Here is a 16564-nt window from a genome sequence, read left to right on the forward strand (position 1 = left end):
TCCGGATCCGTCACCACGGGCCCTCGTTCGGGTGGCGCTTCTCGAGACGGCTCGTCAACTCCCGAATCCTCCCCACCCTCAATGAACTGGGATGCGATGTGTTCGACCGATCGAGCAGCCGGTGACCGAAAGGTCGAAGCTAACGGACGGTGTCCCCCGGTGGCTCGAGGTTGACCATGTTCCTGCGTCACGACGATGTACTCCGATGCTGAACAGGGAGCGAGGCGCGCCCGCTCGAACCCAAATGATCTTGATGTGCTTTATACAGCCCGCCCTGGACTACTTCGACCAACAGTGCATACGACCAACAGTGCATGAAGGGCGCGCTTTCAACGTTAAACGTGACGTTGTAAGAAGAACATAGACCAACACTGACATACGCCGAAGAGAGTAGCGCAACTTCACATGAGCGGTATCGACTAGTGTAGCGCAATCGGCCTCAAACTCGTCCCAGACGCGTCCCATAACCGTCTCAGTTTTGTATTTAGATGGTTTTGTTAGAGCTATGGCGACGACTGACAGTCACGTTGACTTGTACTAATAATCGAGTGTGGGACGCTGTTGGTATGCATCTTGGACGCTTCAGGGAGGAACATGTTGCACTAGTTGCGCGTTTTTCTAGATGCTTTGATTTCATGCTCGGTATCTATGTGTTGGGCGCTAGAACTACGCCTTAGAAACGTTTGGGACGATTGCATAACTATGGATGACACACCTATCGCCCGATGTCATCATGTTGGTATGACGGTGCCAAACGGTGAGGGCCTCGAGCTTGGCCGTCCGTGGATCGAAGATCTGCGCTGGCACCGCGATCAATACAGACAGTCTCGCTTTCAATGGAGTGGCAGTGAGGCGCTCCTCGCGGCTACGGAATTCACCCACGGGCGCCAGGACTTCACCTCACTGATGGATCTGCGCGAGCTTAATCTGGGCCGGCGTGCTGCCACTGAGTACGCCGCAGTCTGCCAACGCGCGTTCGGAGAGGCTGCAAGGCAGGCGCGTCGGTCCATCTGCCCAACTTCCTGGGTCGCTGTCGCCATCGAACTGGACTCGACAGTCGACGACTGTTCGGCCAGCTCTCACTTCGCGACCTGGTCGAGCCCTGCAGATAGAACAAACACCCAGGTGGATCGGGTTCAACGGATTGTCGACGGCCTCTACTTCTCGAACCCTTTGATCCGGGCCTGGGAGCTCAAGCAACTCTGGGACCTGTACACGGCGGCCGAGAACATTCTCGAGGACACCTTGATCGACCTCGTTGTCGAGCTCGACGGACATCGTCGAGCTCAGGACATTGCCGATGCGATCGGCGTCTTCACTGTGGCGGGCCTCAGTCATCGGGTAGACCTCCAACGAAACCAGCGCGGCGTCGTCGGCGATCCCCGCAGAACACCGCATCAGTACAGGTAGAGCGCAAGTCTGTACCTCTTCACGCATCTGTTCACGCAAAGGCTTCCCCATACGTTCACGCGCGTAGACCCATCCCAACGGGGCATTTGCCCCGTGCTGCACTCGACGTTCGATCCGCAGAGTTTTCCGCTCGGGCGTCAGTGTGCTCTCACGCACTGTGCCTAGCACCGAATTACGGCACCCCATCACGCATCTGATTCAGTTCACCCCCTCGTGCTCGAACCAGCAGCGGCGCACGGAACTGCTCACGTATTACAACCAGTGGTGTTGCCCGCATTGACGACAGGGTCAAGTTCACGCGCACGTACCGGCATTGCCTCCCGGGTCTGATCACTTACTCCAACACGCGTGGTTGCCGGGCATGCAGTCACGTGCAATACATCGCGGTTAATCACGCCTACGTCCACGTAGGTTGTCCCGCTCAGCATCCTGCATGACACCATGCGTGGCTTCACGCAGATCTTCACGCATGATGTCACGTAGCCGTCCATGCAGCTTCACACGCGTTAACCACTGCATTATTTCCCGCTGCCTTTCCCGCTTGTCGACACGCGAATTCACACGCATGCATACCCGCGTTGCTACCTACAGTTAGATCCGCGTGTTTCCCCACTGGCCTACACGCCTGTCGGCACGCTTGAACTCACGCTGTCTGCCATGCCTGTTCACGCGCGTGTTTTCACGCTGGTCGCCATGCCTATAAGCACGCCGGACATCACACTTAAACCCACGCTTGACCACCCGCCTTACCTCATACGGTTGACCCCGTCGCATCTCACGCGTTTGCTCACGCAGATCTACCTACGGTTCACCCCGCGTGGCATACAGCAAGTTGTCCAGGAATCCTGCTAGCTTCACTGGGAACCACTCGTCACAACCAAAGTCCAATGGGAGAACTGCCATGTCCATGCATGTCGTCGAGACCTCAACTGCGGAGCAGCAGGAACTGCCGGTGTCGTTCGGATTCTTCAACGGCAAGGGGGGAGTGGGAAAGACAAGCTGTGCCGCCAACTGCGGCGGACTCCTTGCCGCCGCCGGATACCGAGTTCTGATCGGTGACTTCGACCCCCAGGGGAACCTGTGCCGCGATCTGGGCTACGACAAGCGAGACGGATCTGAACTGTTCACCGCGCTCCTGCAAGGGTCCGCGCCTCCGATCGTCCACAATGTCGGGGGCCGCGAGAATCTCGACGTGGTGCCGGGTGGTCCCGCGATGTTCGACTTGGCGGCCGTCATGGTTTCCCGGCAGCAGCGTCAGGGTGGTAAGCGGCTTGGACAGCTCGTTCGCGCCATGCTCCTGCAGGTTGCGCACAACTATGACGTGATCATCTTCGACACTCCGCCCGGCGATTTGACCATCATGGAGGCACTGATGGAGGTCGTCCAGGCTGTGGTCATCCCGGTCAGGGCGGACGACGCAAGCCTCGACGGGTTGGAAACTATTGCCGGCCAGTTCTCGGCGACACGGGATGGTGATCCAGACCGTAATCTGCCGGCTGTCAACCCGCGGCTGCAGTTGGCAGGTATTTGCTTGTTCGGTGTGGGCTCGCGTTCAACCAAGCTCACGGCGAAGATCCGTCAATCCGTCAACGAGATGATCGGGGATGCCGCCCCGATCTTCGAATCCCGGATCCGGACGATGGAATCTACTGCCTATGATGCCCGCCGGGAGGGCTTGTTGGTCCATGAGCTGGAACAGCAGACCGAAGTCGCCAAAGTCGCACGTTTCGCCGCTTTGAAGAAGGGCGCCAAACCGACGGATCAGATACTTTCTCGCAATGCGTCCGGGTTGGCCGAGGACTACGCAGAACTGACACGCGAAATCCTCGTGCGCCTGTCGACCATCAGCGAGGAGGTGGCTTCGGCATGACCGAAACCAGCACTCCTCGTCGCAAGAGCCTTGCCAGTGCTTTCGCTCCGAAAGGTAACCGAGCGGAGGGTTTGGCCGGCCTCCTTCCGACTGCTGGCAGCCCCACCCAGCCGCGGCGTTCTACCCCGGTCACCGAGGTAGAACCAGCCGCGGAGGAGTCTCGGCCTGTCGAGAAGGCGCCTGCAGCGCAGGAGCCGCCACAAGCTCTGGCCGAATCACCCGCGCCTACTTCTACGGTGCCCGTGCCCGTTCGCTCCGAGCCGGTCAGTAAGCCAGAACCAACCCCACCACCCGCACCCACACCGACCGAGAAGCAGGCTCCCATTTATGAGCCGGCCCCGGACCCGACCCCGGTCACCGACGATGATGTCGAACCTCCGACGGAAATTGGGAAGGTGACCGTGACGGCTTACCTGGATCGCGCCACGCGTGATGCACTGCAGAGCCGCGCGGCCGAGCGTAGATGTGATCACGCTGATGTCGTTATCGAGGCCTTCGATTCTGTGGGGATCGCGGGACTTCGTAGCCTGTTCCAGCCGGTGGCCGGGCGATCCGCGGCCGGGATCCCCGTGCATCAGGAGCCATTTGCGGTCAAGGGTCCCGTTGAGACGTGGTTCCGGTTCACGACGGCTCAGCGGGACTGGCTTGATGCTCAGGTGAAGGTGGTCGGGTCGAAGTCCCGGAGCCGGCTTCTTGCTGGTGTCTTGTCGCTACATCTTCGGACGGTGTCTCGCTAGTGACGATGGGGTAGGGCGACGGGGGAGTAGAACCTCGCCGCCTACCTCTCAGTCGATTCCCGACAGCTCATCGGTGGTGCACGCGAAGGCACTTCGGGTGTCTTTGAACCCGCTCCCCACCCCACTCCCCACCCCACTCCCCACCGCCGTGGGGAGTGGGTTTTACCGTTTGATCAGGTATTTCTGCCCACTCCCCCCACTCCCCACCGATTGCCCCACAGGTCACACGTAGGGGTAGTTGTTCATCTGAAACCGCGGTCGGGCGAGTTTGGTGAAACAGTCCATGCTCCGCGGCATGATGCGGCGACGAAGATCTTGTTTCCCATCTGTCACACAGCGTTGGGCCGAAGGATCTTCCTCTAACCAGAAGCGGATTTTTGGTGAAGGTGAGGGGATGCACGATGAACGGCGACACACCGACAACACGACCTTCGACGTTTCCGAAGCAGTTTCTGTTTAGGCTCATCGCATGGGACGGCCACACAAGGGAACGCGCAAGTGCATATCAGTTCGTGCACCCCTTCAACAGCACAGCTTCTACGAAGCACGCGCCGAAGAGCTCGGACTTGAGCTCGGCGACTACGCCCTGCTCGTCATGGCCCGTGCGTACAACCTGGATGTCCCCGACTACATCCTTAAGAAGTTGGACCCGGAAAAACTACGGGCCCACGACGAGCGCTATGCGGTCTGCGATTCGTCCGACAACGAACTTTCAATCTCGGCATGACCTGGCCATAAATAGCGAAAGACCCCCACTGCTTGGCGGCCTGCGGGGGTCCTTCGATCCGTTGATTACGAACTGAGTCCTGGAGGGGACCTTGTTCATAAATACGAGTCCTGGAGGGGACCTGTGCCCATACTAACCCGGGCCGCACCGCGCTTGCCAGATCTCCTGGCGCGTGTGTCTGAGGCGGCTTCGTGACTGCTATCACTGCTGGAGCTATTGAGAACGGCCGGATGTCGTCATTCGACCGGGTTCGTGCTGCTGCCGAACGCAATGGCGGGGTGACCGAACGCGGCTCTACCCAACTGATGGCACGGTGCCCAATACATGGCGACCGTCACGCGTCGATGTCAGTGACCTGGGTCGATGGGCATCGGGGAGGAATGGTGCTGCTTCACTGCCACGGCTGTGAAGCTCCCGTCTCGGAGATCGCCGACGGCCTGGGGTTGTCGATGACCGATCTCTTCGACGAACCGCTGTTTGGTCGCGACGCGCTCACACGCGTAGGCCGATCTCCGCACCAACGTGGTGCTGGGCGGCGTAGGCCGAAGGGAGGACGACTGCCCGCCCGAATCGCGTTCCCAGACGTAACACCGGACGCGCAACACCGGTGGGATCGGGTCAAGGTCTACCCGTACGTATCAGCCGACGGTGCCTTGGTGCAGGAAGTGATCCGAGAGGAATGCACGAGCTGTGAAGCTGGCCGGCACAAGCAGTTCCGACAGGTTTTCGTGGATGCCGCAGGGACCCGGCGCAAGCGTAAGCCGGAGGGTTTTGAACCGGTCTTGTATCGACTGCCGGAACTGCTGTCGGCAATCTCGAGCCATTCGCCTGTGTGGTTACTCGAGGGGGAGAAGGATGTCGAGACAGCCGAGTCGCTTGGACTGGTTGCCACGACCAATGCTCAAGGCGGACTGAACTTCCCTCTCTCGTGTGCTGACCTTTTCGAAGGCGCTGAGGTTCGCGTAGTGCTTGATCGCGACTCCGTCGGATGGAAGCGGGGTATCGAACTCGCATCTCTATTGGGTGGCAGTGGTGCCCAGGTCCAGCTCTTGGTGTCCGCACCGGCGGCACCTAAATCTGATTTCACTGACCACGTCGATGGCGGTCAATGGTTGACCGACTCGACGTGGGGTGGTCTGATCCCTGTTCGGCCTGGGGAGGTCGCTGCCCACGGCTTTGCTGCCGACGTAATCGAGAAGCAAGCACTAATCGAACTTGCGCTGGCAGAGGCGACCGCCAGAGCTGATCGTGCAGATGGGCGGGACGGAGACGAAGAGTTCCGACGCGCACAACGTTGGGCGCTCGAATCGGAGCGACGTTTCGAAGATCTGACTGAACTTCTGGACAAAGTTCGACAGCAGGCCGCGGCTGAAGGCACCGATTGGGCGGGAGAAGCGGTCGAGAATGCCATGACCGCATGGCGTGCTGCGCGTGTTGCAGCGCGAGCGGCACACGATGTCGCGCGAGTTCCCATTCCGCCGATTCTGCAAGATCCCGAGCTTGAGCCCGTACCGGGTGCGGTTCAGGAGTCGCTCAGCCCAGTTGATTCACAGTCGGTCCGGTCTGGCTCGGAAAGCCTCGTTACGCCGCTGAACACGATCCGGGGGCGAAATGTTATCGCTCCGGTGTATCGGATCATTGACGGGAACTTGGTCGAAATCGTCACGACCAAGAGCGGTGATCAACAGGCGAAACTCGTACTGGACCTCGATGCCCGGATCGTTGAGATGGAGTATCTCGAAATTGCCGAGGCGGGTATTGACGTCGACGAGCCGGAGTTGATGGGCCGAGCGGCGATGGCCGGTCAGAGTGAAGTCAACCCCGCCGCACCTCAAGAACTCACCGCAGTGGTTATCGGCTACACCCATCCGGAGAGCCGAGAGTTTCTGCGGATTCGGATCCCGGCGAAGGAGTACCGGGATTGCGGCTGGGTCGATACCTTGCCAGGTCCGCCTGCCTACGACTCTCGCCCCAGCGGAGTGGCGAAGCTGCGAGATGCACTCAAGGGCGCAGGTGGGCGCGAAATCCAACGGGTGGTGCGTTACCGCTCCACCGGGTGGCGCCGCGATGATCAGGGAAAGTGGTTCTTCGTTCATGCTGGGGGAGCCATCGACGAGAACGGCGGACGGGTAGCCCCCGTTCTGCTGACCGGCCCCCTGAAGATGTATGACCTTCCCGCACCGACGCCCGACCCAGTAAGGATCCGAGAAGCATTCCTTCTTCATTCCGGCTCGATGCTCGAACGCACCCCGACGCGGGTTTCGGCCGCTCTACTTGGGCAGGTATTCAGGTCCGCATTGGGTCCGAACCCGTGGGTTCTTACGTTGGTCGGATCGCCTAACAGCTACAAGACATCACTCGCGTCATTGGCGATGCACCACTGGGGAGAGAAATGGGATCGCCGGCGACCGGCGACATCGATGTCGGGCAACGGCGACACATTGAATGCATTGCGTATCAAGCTTAACGCCGCAAAAGACGCTCTGTACTGGGCGGACGATGTCGCACCAACTCGAGATTTCGGGACTGCGCAGAAGGCGCTCGAAGAGTTCGCTCGCATGGTGCACAACGGTGAGCAACGCTCAAGAAGCACACGTGATGGTCTCGGTGTTCTGGACGGAACCCCGCCACGCGCGTCTGCGTTGGTTACCTCCGAGATCATGCCGCGGCCAGGATCTGCAGCTCAGCGGATGCTCGTGGTGCCGTTGCAGGCGCGGGAAATCGAACTGGATGTTTTGAAGGAACTCGATACTGCGCATTCCCGTCATGGCCGTGCCTTGTTGATGGCCACGTACCTGCAGTGGTTATGTCCTCGGTTGGATAGTGTCCGCGCTGAGGCGTTTGCCGAAGGTGAGCGGTATAGCGAGCGTTTGCGCACGAGTGGTGAAAGTGTTCGTCAGGCAGACGCTTTGGGGTCTCTGTGGGCGGGCTGGCATGCGATGTCACGTTTCCTTGTTGATGTCGGAGCGTTAACAGAGAACGAAGTCGCGCAGGTCGGGGACCTGGTCACGATGGGCTTGTCTGATGCCGCTGCTGCGGCGACTGACCCAGATCTGCCCATGCGGACCGGTGCGCGAGTACGGGAGTTGTTGGTACACGCACTGAGAAATGGTCACGCCTACGTGGAAGACGTCGACACCGGGCAAGCTCCAACGGATTGGTCGATGGCTGCATGTCTTGGATGGCGGCGCAGTGTGGTGGGTGAAACATCCGACGGCACCCCTCGATGGCGTGCGGAAGGTCGAGGCGTTCGGTTGGGATATGTCGTCGCTAACCCGCGGCCGTGCGATGGTCAACCACAAGTCTTGTTGGACCCGATGGCCCTCGAACAGGTGTTGAAGGCCACTGGTCAGACGATGACCGATACCTTGCAGATCGATCGTGGTACCGCCTTGAGGGCTCTCTATGACGAGGGCGTGCTGATCGCGGAGGAACGGAAAGGCCGGATGCCGCGGTACACGGTGCAGCGGATGGTCAAGTGCGAAAACCGCAGGCAGCGCATGGTTGCACTGCGGCTACACAAGTTACTCGGTAGCGATGATCCGGAAGACCAAGTAACCAGCGATGCAGGATCAAGTGACCCGACACCCGGCGGCGATTCCAGCGACTCGTCCACGCCTTATGTACCCAGCGGTCCGGCTCTGTTCGACGGTTGGCTCGCCGATCTGAACAGTCCAGCGCCCGGCGTAGCTTCGGGTGATTCGTCCAACGAAGTCATGAGCCTGACCAGCTCTCATTCCGAACAGGAGCCTGAGATGGCTATCGAGACCGATGCCGAGGGGCATTTCGCTGATGGAGTGCAGATTTCACCGGTTTCCACCTGCGCCCTGTGCGGCGGCGAGGACGCCGGATGGCAGATCGACGGCTTGGTGATGCACCTTCCCTGCTGGTGGCAGAGCACCGCCGCCACCCGATCTGCAGCTGCAGCAACCGGCGACACAGTCGGACAGGATTCGCCAATGGTTGTGGACGAGCTGGAGTCGGCTCCCGTCGAAACGACGTCTCCTGACACTGCTGCAGCAACGCCGGCCATCGTCGCGACGGCGGAGACCACGCAGCAGCCGACCACGACAACCCCGGCGCCGAATCCTGCAGCAGGAGAAGCACCGACCACCTTCACCGCACCCGCGGCAGTACTCGACGTCGATGGCGCATGGCTACCCGATGGCACCCGTCACGACCTTGCCGCGCCGATCACCCATGTCGGCGATGTCGCGGAACTCGTAGCGACGTTGAACCTCGGCACGTGGACGTCAGACAAATGGTCGGTGCCTGGGCAGATCTGGATCACCGACGCGATGGCGCAGCACGTGGGAATCGACACCAGCAGTTTGGGCAAGCGCAACCGAAACGACCGGATCAAGGAACTGACCGCACAATCTCCGTTTGTCACAGAGGCTCTCTCCGAGGGCTGGCAGCTCGGCGGCAAGGAGGGGGACCGGCTCGGCACTTGGACCCGCGTGTGGAAGGGCGAGACGCGTGGTGTCTGGGTGGCACTGGTCTCCGGCATGAGCCAAGACCCCAAGGAGATGCCCATTCTTGGTGACTCGCCGGCACCCGCCGTTCTGGCGCGGCGCCTGTCACTGCTTGCAGGTGCTCTGCGTTTCCCCTGGGCTGTGAGCCCGGCATCGACGGGCATCGACCTGATGATCGCCGCCCGGCCGAAGGAGTGGAAGCGCGTATTCGCATCCTCCGATGCCGAGTTCGCCAAGAAGTTCCAGATCTTCGAAGCGGATATCGACTGGTCACGGACCTTGTCTGACGACGAAGCGAAGTGCCGTTACGTCCATGCCTTCGACCGCGGCGGGTCGTACGCGGCAGGAATCGCCGGCCTCGAACTTCCAATCGGCGAACCTGTGCATCATTCGAACGGACTACCGTTCGATCGCAAGCTCCCCGGGTACTGGCTCGTGGAGATCCCCGAGTGCGCGGACTGGCGGCTCCCGAATCCACTCAACCCGATGGGCTTGTCAATTTCTGAGCCAAAGTGGGTGACTACACCCACCCTCGAACGCGCCAGCAGTCTCGGGTACGAACCAGAGATTCTGGAGGCCTACGTGTGGCCTGACCACGGACGGGTCCTCGTCCCGTGGTACGAACGGATCCGGGATGCGCGCACCGCCTTGGACGTCAAGGACGATCTCGACGCGCAGTTGGCTCGCGAACAGAACAAAGTCATCTATACGCACACGATCGGCATTCTCAATTCCGATCTGCACTTGGCAGGACGCCCAGGATATTCACCAGAGCGTCACCACCACATCGTCGCCAAGTCGCGGGCCAACATCATGTACCGGATAGCTCAGATCGGCGAAGACACCGGACAATGGCCCGTCGCAGTCACCAAGGACACCGTGCTCTACGTGTCGAATGAATCCGATCCCCAGCTGGCGTGGCCTGGAGGACCGAAGCAATTCGGACGTGGTTTCGGCCAGTACAAGCCGGAAGGATCCGCACTCCTCGCCGAACATCAGCAGTACCTGGACAGCAAGGGCTACCGGGGCAAGTCGGATCTGATCGCACCGGCTGTTTGGATGTCCGCCGACATCAGCGCTGGAAGTGACTCGTGATGGCACGGAAACCCCTCAACCGCACTGCCTATTCGCGGATCGCCGACAGTCTGCCGGACTACGGCTCTGTGGTGGACAACCAGATCAATGTCGCAAGAGCCGCCAAGGAACTTCGTGTTACCCAGACAGCGGTGCGTGAAGTGCTGCGCGCTGAGCGCGGAAAGCTACAATCGGAATTCTTCGGCAAGCTGACCGGACGCCGAGGCGCCGACACTTCCGGTCGACCTGGATCCGCCAACCTCAAGGCTCAGCTGCTTGCCGCTTACGGGCCCGGCAAACGGAGCGAGATCAACACTGCCGCCGCAGCACGCGATCTTGGGGTCTCTCGACGCACCGTGGAACGCTGGCTGGCCCCGGAAGGTCGGCAGCGAATCGCCAAACCACGAGCCGAGACCCTCAAAGCCCTAGCCCACAAGGCCAAACGCGCGGCATCTACGCAGAGCGCACGTCGCGCGGCGATGTCGACTATGCGAAGCAGCAAACAAGGTAAGGCGCTGGCCAAATACGGCGGCAAGATCAGGATCGATGCTGTTCAGGGTCCGGGACCGCGGGAGTATGCCCGCGATCGGCTGATCACCTTGACGCTGACGCCCGACCAGGTCGAGGCGATGTGGAGTGCGTATGAACGCGGTGGCGACAAGGGAATGACCGACTGGATGAACACGCGAGCGCAGGACTACGTCGGTGGGTGGGAGTTCTTTCAAATTAACAGCTTCGACGTGGAACGGTAGTTGTGGTCGTCCATCGAGGACCTCGCTGGACGCGCAAACGTCTCGAGGCGATGCTCCGGACCTGTTACGGCGAAACGGCACGTGGAAGTGTTGACGCGCAGGCGGTCGCGGACGCTATGCATGTCTCGTCGCGCACCGTTAGGCGATGGTTAGCCGGCTCCAACCGACAGTTGGCGGCCGTCCCACATCGTCGACTCGAGCAGCTGCGTCTGCCGGCCGCCGAGTCTGAGTTGCGGGGCCGGCAGCAGGCCGACTACGCCCGCGAGGCGATCGCCCAGATCGCTCTCCCGAAGGACAAAGGAGTTTTGCCTGTTTGGCGTGAGCGGGGTTGGCTCGAGCCACACGTCGTGGCGATTCTTGACATCACTGGCAAGCCCTGGAAGCAGGTTGTGATCAGCAACGGTTCGGCCCGCTCGATGAACGAGTGCCGGCGCCGGGGCTCCATTGTCGATGTCACGACGGTGCCGACGCGTTTCCATGGTGTGGTGCTTGCTCAGGAAGTGCTCGATGAGATCGAGCCGTGGAGGTTGCACCCGCTACCGGAGTTGCTTCCTGTTGGTCGTACACATGTGTGGTCGAACGACGCGCCGGCGGTCGATCTGTCGGTGTTAGCTGTGTCGAAGGAGTTGAGATGACAAACGAGAAGGGTATGAACATGGACAACGAAGCCAGCTTCGTCGAGCAACGAGCCAAGGCGCTGCTTTCGGAGTTCGTGCTCGATGATCACGCCGAGAGCTCGCACCGTCGTAAGGTCGATCTTTCGTGGTCATCGTCGGGCCGCTCACTGCCGTGATCGATTCGGTGGGGCCGCGCCCATGGTTGCGCGTGAAAGATCCGCAGCCGTTGCCCGAGGCATCGAAGCCAGCACTCTTGGCGCGTCAGCTGCGTGAGCTGGACGAGAACAGCCTCGGCCGGCTGATACGCGACCACCTTGTGCCGCTCAGTTCGGACCACAGTTACCGCACGCGGTGGAACGGATTCTGGTCATCGCTCGGGTTCGACCCGGTGCTGCGTGACCGCGCGACGGGGATCATCAATGGATTTCTCGATCTCGCTGAGGGAGCGCTCGAAGCCAACGATCAGGATGACAATCAGACTAAGCGCACCGAGAAGTTCTTCGACCGGTGTGAGGGTGCGCTCGACCGGATCCTGAAGCGCGAGGACGAACCGCTCGCCTGGGCGGGTGCGGCAGCAATGACGTTCAATCCGCCGGCTCGGGCAGTGATTGACCAGCTCGTGTTGGCCATCGAGAAGCACCGAAGCGATCTGGACAACGAAGCGCTGTGGGCAACACTCGACAGCGTCCGGAAGCAGTCCCTGGGCGGATCTGGACCGCGGAAACGCCGATCTCAACGCTGAGATAGTCAGTCGGTTACAGCGTCAGTCAGTCGCTAGACACAAACGTCCCCGGCACCGGGTGTGCCGGGGACGTTTTCACTGTTCAGGGACTGTTTTTGACGGTGCGTGGGGGTAGATTCGGTGTTGTCCTGTTGAAGGGCGGACTGACCATCTGCCCCCTTGTTTTGGGAGTTGTTCTGGCATGGTGACGATTTCACATAGTGCGGCCGAAGGGACCTTGATAGAGGGGACGTCGCGCGGCGATGGTACGAACGAGGCGTTGAAAGCACTGGGGTGGCGGTGGTTTCGTTCGCTCGGGACCTGGGGTATCCGCGGGAGCCGGGATCGGGCGCCGAAGTTGCACTTGATCGAGAGCACTGCGGCGGCGTTGCGCGCTGCTGGGTTCGAGGTACGGATTGAGATCGATGCCACGGCGCGGCCAACTGCCGAGGTCGAGGCCGATCGGATTGAGCGTCAGGCCGGCCGCGTCGCTGCACTCGAAGACACGGCGCAGCGACGAGCCGATCAGGCCGACCAAGCATGGGAGGCTGACCGGCGCGCACACGATGCGCTTCCGGAGGGTGGCGAGCCGATTCACGTGGGGCACCATTCGGAGAGGCGACACCGGCGGGCAATCGAGACCGCGCATCGCACGCTCGGGCAGGCCGTGGCTGCCGAGGAGGATGCGAAGGAGGCTCGGCGGCGGGCTGAGTCGGCGGCGGTGACGACGTCGGCTCGGTACAACCCGGAGACGGTCAAGAACCGTATCGACTCGCTGCAGGCGAGCCAGCGTGCAGATCAGCGGCTTTTGGACGGGCACGAACGGACATTGTTCGTCGTGCGGGGAGTCAAGCAGGTCGAGAAGACTGCGCCGGTCGAGGGTGCTTACCGGGAATCGGTTATTGCTCGGATAGAGGAACGCGCAGATCAGATCTCGTATTGGGAGGGAGTTCGCGCGGAGCAGATCGCATCGGGGCAAGCAACGAACTACGGGCCCGAAGACATCGCGAAGGGTGATCAGGTTCAGCGTCGCGGCCAGTGGTACAGGGTCGTTCGTGTGAACAGGAAGACCGTGAGCATCCCTTCGATCGTGGGCGGGGGCTGGACGGACAAGGTCGCGTATCACGAGCTCAGCGGCCATATCCGCGCCGAGACTCAGAAAGAGCCGGCGGAGACCTTTGTCGACGTGGAGGAAGCCCGGTCATGAATCAGCTCCGATCCGAGATCCACAGTGGCGAGTTTCAGTGCTCACGGCACTACCCGGTTTCGCGGCGGGTGGAAGATGCCGCGGCACAGGCCTTTATGGAGTGCTTGCCTGGTTCGGAGTGGCCTCCGGTGAACACTCAGTTCGCCGATGTCTTCCGTCTGGCGGCATGGCGCCTTCTGGTGCCGATCGAGACGGTCGCGGCGCTGGACTGCTCGACGCTGACCGGGCTGGACTGGTCAGTGCTGGCGCCGGACGCGCAATCGGAGTGGATCGATCGGGCGCGCGCGAGTATTGCTCGGCTCACGCGCATGCCGCACTGGAAAAGGCTCAGTTGCACAGCCTGATTGAGCGTGACTCGGTGGTGTCCAGCGTGTAGCCGCGGCCGGCCGCTGGGCGCCGCCGAGTCAGTTTCTGCCGACGTCCCCGGCACCGGGTGTGCCGGGGACGTTTTCGCTGTTCCGGGGATGTTTTTGCCGGTGGGTTCGGCTAGTTTTCGAGGTGCAGTAAGTCCAAATTTCAGCGGGTGAGTCTGACCAGCTCACCCACCGACCCAAAGGGGTTTGTGTGATGGAACCGATTCGTATCAGTTCGGCAGTGGATGCGGCCGCGTTGGCGGTGAGTCTGGCGGGGCACTTGCCTACGTCGGAGGTTGTGGTGGCTCCGCTCGATGAGAGGGCGTTCGGGACGGTGTTGCTTGCCCAGCTTCCCGAGGTTGTGTCGGAGGCCGATCGTGAGGAGTGGGTCGAGGTTGCACGCGAGCGTGTCGGTGACATCGAGTCGCTGCTGGTGGTGGTGTTCGGCTCACCGGCCCACGCCGAGCTGGTGGTGCAGGCGCTGCGCGAGGCTGCGCCCGATCGGGCGTTTCACGTCTTCGCCTACTTCCAGGGCCAGGCTCGGCGGTTTCATCCGCTGCCGGGGGAGTGGGAATCCGGCAACCTGGCGTCGCATCCGGTCGTGACGCTGGCCTTGACCGAGGGCAAGGTACGGCTGCAGACGCGTGGGGAGATCCGTGCAGGGTTTGCACCGGCTCAGCTCGGCGAGGAGCGAGCACAGGCGGTCACCGAGGCCGCCACAGCGGAAGTGACCCGACTGGGCCGTGAGGACGCGTTCAGGGCGGCGGAGGAGCTCTCCCGTGATGTCATCGCCCGGTATCTCGAGGAGTACGAGACTCGTGGGGTGTGCGTCAGCGATGAGCACGCGGCGCGGTTGGTGGCGGCGGCCTGGCATACGCCGGTGCGGGATGCGCTGCTGTCGGGCATCACTGTCGAGCATGGCCGGGCGCTGGGCGAGATGTGGCGGCAGGTTGCGGCCGTGACGATGCGGTATCCGGCGGCTGCCCCGCTGATCTTGGCCGGGGCCAGCTTCTGGGTCGGTCGGGACGCGGTAGCGGCCAGGGAGGCGATCTCTGCCGGACTCGAGGCGTTCCCGGATCACCCCTTCGGTCAGGTGATGGAGCAGATGCTCGACGCCGGATTGAACCCGTCGATGTGGGACCAGTTGTGCGCGGCCGTACGTGTGGCTAAGGGTGCCGCCGACCAGTAGTCCAGTGCTGTTGTGAGCGGTGGCCGGCGCCCGACCGGCCACCGCTCACAGCTGTGTGCGCCTATGTCCCCGGCACCGGGTGTGCCGGGGACATAGGCGCTGTTCAATGCGGGTTTTTGTCGGATGTTTCGGCTAGGTTCTGGGGTGTTCGTAAGTCCAATCCACGGGTGAGTCTGACCAACTCACCCACCCGACCCAAAGGGGTTTGCTGTGAGTGTTTTTCGTATGTCTTCGCCGTCCGATGTTGTTGCCGGTGCGGTCGCGTTGGGCGGTCATCTTCCGGTCGACGAGGTGGCGGTGATGAGCCTTGACCGCCACCCGGCGGCGGTGATGCTGGTCCAGTTGGGTGACGATGCGGAGCGGGAGTCGGGGCGCATCTTGGACGCCCTCGAGAGCGCCGCACCGTTGGAGGAGAACCAGTCGATGCTGGCGGTGGTGTTCGGCCCGGCCGAGCGGGGTGATGTGGTGGGCGCGATCCTCGAGCGGCTTCGCCCCGATGCGGTGACCCCGGTGTTCGTGTTCACCGATGGTCTGGTGCGTCAGTGGCACGGGGCCGGGTCCTTGATCGGGCAGCCGGGCATGCCGGTCGATCTGGCGGCGCACCCGATCATCGCCGAGGCACTCGTGGTCGGCTCCACCACGCTCATGACCCGCGCCGAGATGCGAGCGAGTTTCACTCCGGCCCAGCATGGTCCAGACCGCGCCGCTACGGTGGCCGCTGGTTTCGGGCGCGAGCGCGTGATTCTGGCCGCTATGACCCCGCAGAACGCCGCCGACCGTGCCTACGATTTCGCGTTGGCACCGTACGTGGGTGGAACCACGGGAGCGGGGGAGCGGGGCATCAGCGTCACGGACGAGCACGCCGCGATCATCGCGGCCGCGATGCACGATGTGCCGGTGCGCGATCTGCTGTTCGCCCGGATCGACGCACACAATGCCGATGCCGCCGCCGAGGTAATGCGCCAGGTCGGGGCCGTATTGCCCCATGATCTCGCCGGTTCGTTGCTCATTCTTGCCGGAGTGTTTCATTGGGTGAGCCGTCACGCCGCGCTGGCGCGTGAGGCGGTGAACGTGGGCCGTGCGCTCGATCCCGCGCACTCCTTCGGGAAGCTGTTCGAGCAGTTTCTCAACCACGGGATGAACCCGGCACTGTGGGAGCAGCTGCGTGCTGCGGCGGTGCGCGCCCATCAGGACAGTAGGTAACGAAACAGCGGTGCGGTGATCGAACGGGACGGTTCCGCACCGCTGGCTTCCGCCAATCCCGTTGGTAATGAACACTTCCGAAGTGATCATTTTGCTTGTTCCAGATTCCGTTATACCGCAAGCTAACCCGTGACCCAGCGCGCAGCGCGTGGGTGAATTCCGTTATTGGGCGGCTTGCCGCCCAGTCGGTTCAGGCCCCGGGCGCAGCCCGGGGTACCCTCCCCGACGG

12 protein-coding genes are annotated in these 16564 nt (G+C 62.0%); all 12 read left to right on the forward strand.

Annotated features, from left to right (window positions below; translation table 11 throughout):
• Positions 1-702 precede the first annotated feature (702 nt).
• The 12 genes from GFS60_RS38370 (at position 703) to GFS60_RS38425 (ending at position 16335) form a co-directional block, all read left to right on the forward strand.
• A complete protein-coding gene (locus tag GFS60_RS38370; RefSeq protein WP_236603781.1) occupies positions 703-1410 on the forward strand; it encodes a hypothetical protein in 708 nt (235 codons plus the stop codon).
• Positions 1411-2311: 901 nt separating this feature from the next.
• Positions 2312-3280: a ParA family protein gene (locus GFS60_RS38375; protein ID WP_005574273.1), complete on the forward strand. Its 969-nt coding sequence runs from the start codon at positions 2312-2314 to the stop codon at positions 3278-3280.
• 1206 nt (positions 3281-4486) lie between these two features.
• A complete protein-coding gene (locus GFS60_RS38380) occupies positions 4487-4744 on the forward strand; it encodes a hypothetical protein (RefSeq protein ID WP_011599879.1) in 258 nt (85 codons plus the stop codon).
• Between the two features lie 191 nt (positions 4745-4935).
• Positions 4936-10314, forward strand: coding sequence for a telomere-binding protein (locus GFS60_RS38900; protein ID WP_201453731.1), 5379 nt, complete (start codon positions 4936-4938; stop codon positions 10312-10314).
• Entirely contained in the window at positions 10314-11045 is a 732-nt protein-coding gene (locus tag GFS60_RS38390) for a terminal protein (RefSeq protein WP_159929934.1), read from the forward strand. The genes GFS60_RS38900 and GFS60_RS38390 overlap by 1 nt, the downstream gene beginning before the upstream one ends.
• A 347-nt stretch (positions 11046-11392) precedes the next feature.
• Positions 11393-11680, forward strand: a complete 288-nt coding sequence (locus GFS60_RS39860) for a hypothetical protein (RefSeq protein WP_236603782.1) — start codon at positions 11393-11395, stop codon at positions 11678-11680.
• Entirely contained in the window at positions 11677-11838 is a 162-nt protein-coding gene (locus GFS60_RS38400; RefSeq protein WP_155756151.1) for a hypothetical protein, read from the forward strand. The genes GFS60_RS39860 and GFS60_RS38400 overlap by 4 nt, the downstream gene beginning before the upstream one ends.
• Positions 11808-12404, forward strand: a complete 597-nt coding sequence (locus GFS60_RS38405) for a hypothetical protein (RefSeq protein ID WP_054247846.1) — start codon at positions 11808-11810, stop codon at positions 12402-12404. Before GFS60_RS38400 ends, GFS60_RS38405 begins: the two co-directional genes overlap by 31 nt.
• A 343-nt stretch (positions 12405-12747) precedes the next feature.
• Entirely contained in the window at positions 12748-13590 is an 843-nt protein-coding gene (locus GFS60_RS38410; protein ID WP_236603783.1) for a DUF3560 domain-containing protein, read from the forward strand.
• On the forward strand, positions 13587-13934 hold the full coding sequence (locus GFS60_RS39865; RefSeq protein ID WP_236603784.1) for a hypothetical protein: 348 nt from the start codon (positions 13587-13589) through the stop codon (positions 13932-13934). Before GFS60_RS38410 ends, GFS60_RS39865 begins: the two co-directional genes overlap by 4 nt.
• Before the next feature lie 223 nt (positions 13935-14157).
• Positions 14158-15132: a DUF4192 family protein gene (locus GFS60_RS38420; RefSeq protein WP_159929938.1), complete on the forward strand. Its 975-nt coding sequence runs from the start codon at positions 14158-14160 to the stop codon at positions 15130-15132.
• Positions 15133-15342: 210 nt separating this feature from the next.
• Positions 15343-16335, forward strand: a complete 993-nt coding sequence (locus GFS60_RS38425; RefSeq protein WP_236603785.1) for a DUF4192 family protein — start codon at positions 15343-15345, stop codon at positions 16333-16335.
• Positions 16336-16564 lie beyond the last annotated feature (229 nt).

It is taken from the genome of Rhodococcus sp. WAY2 (assembly GCF_009859915.1).
GTDB classification, from domain to species: Bacteria; Actinomycetota; Actinomycetes; order Mycobacteriales; family Mycobacteriaceae; genus Rhodococcus_F; species Rhodococcus_F oxybenzonivorans.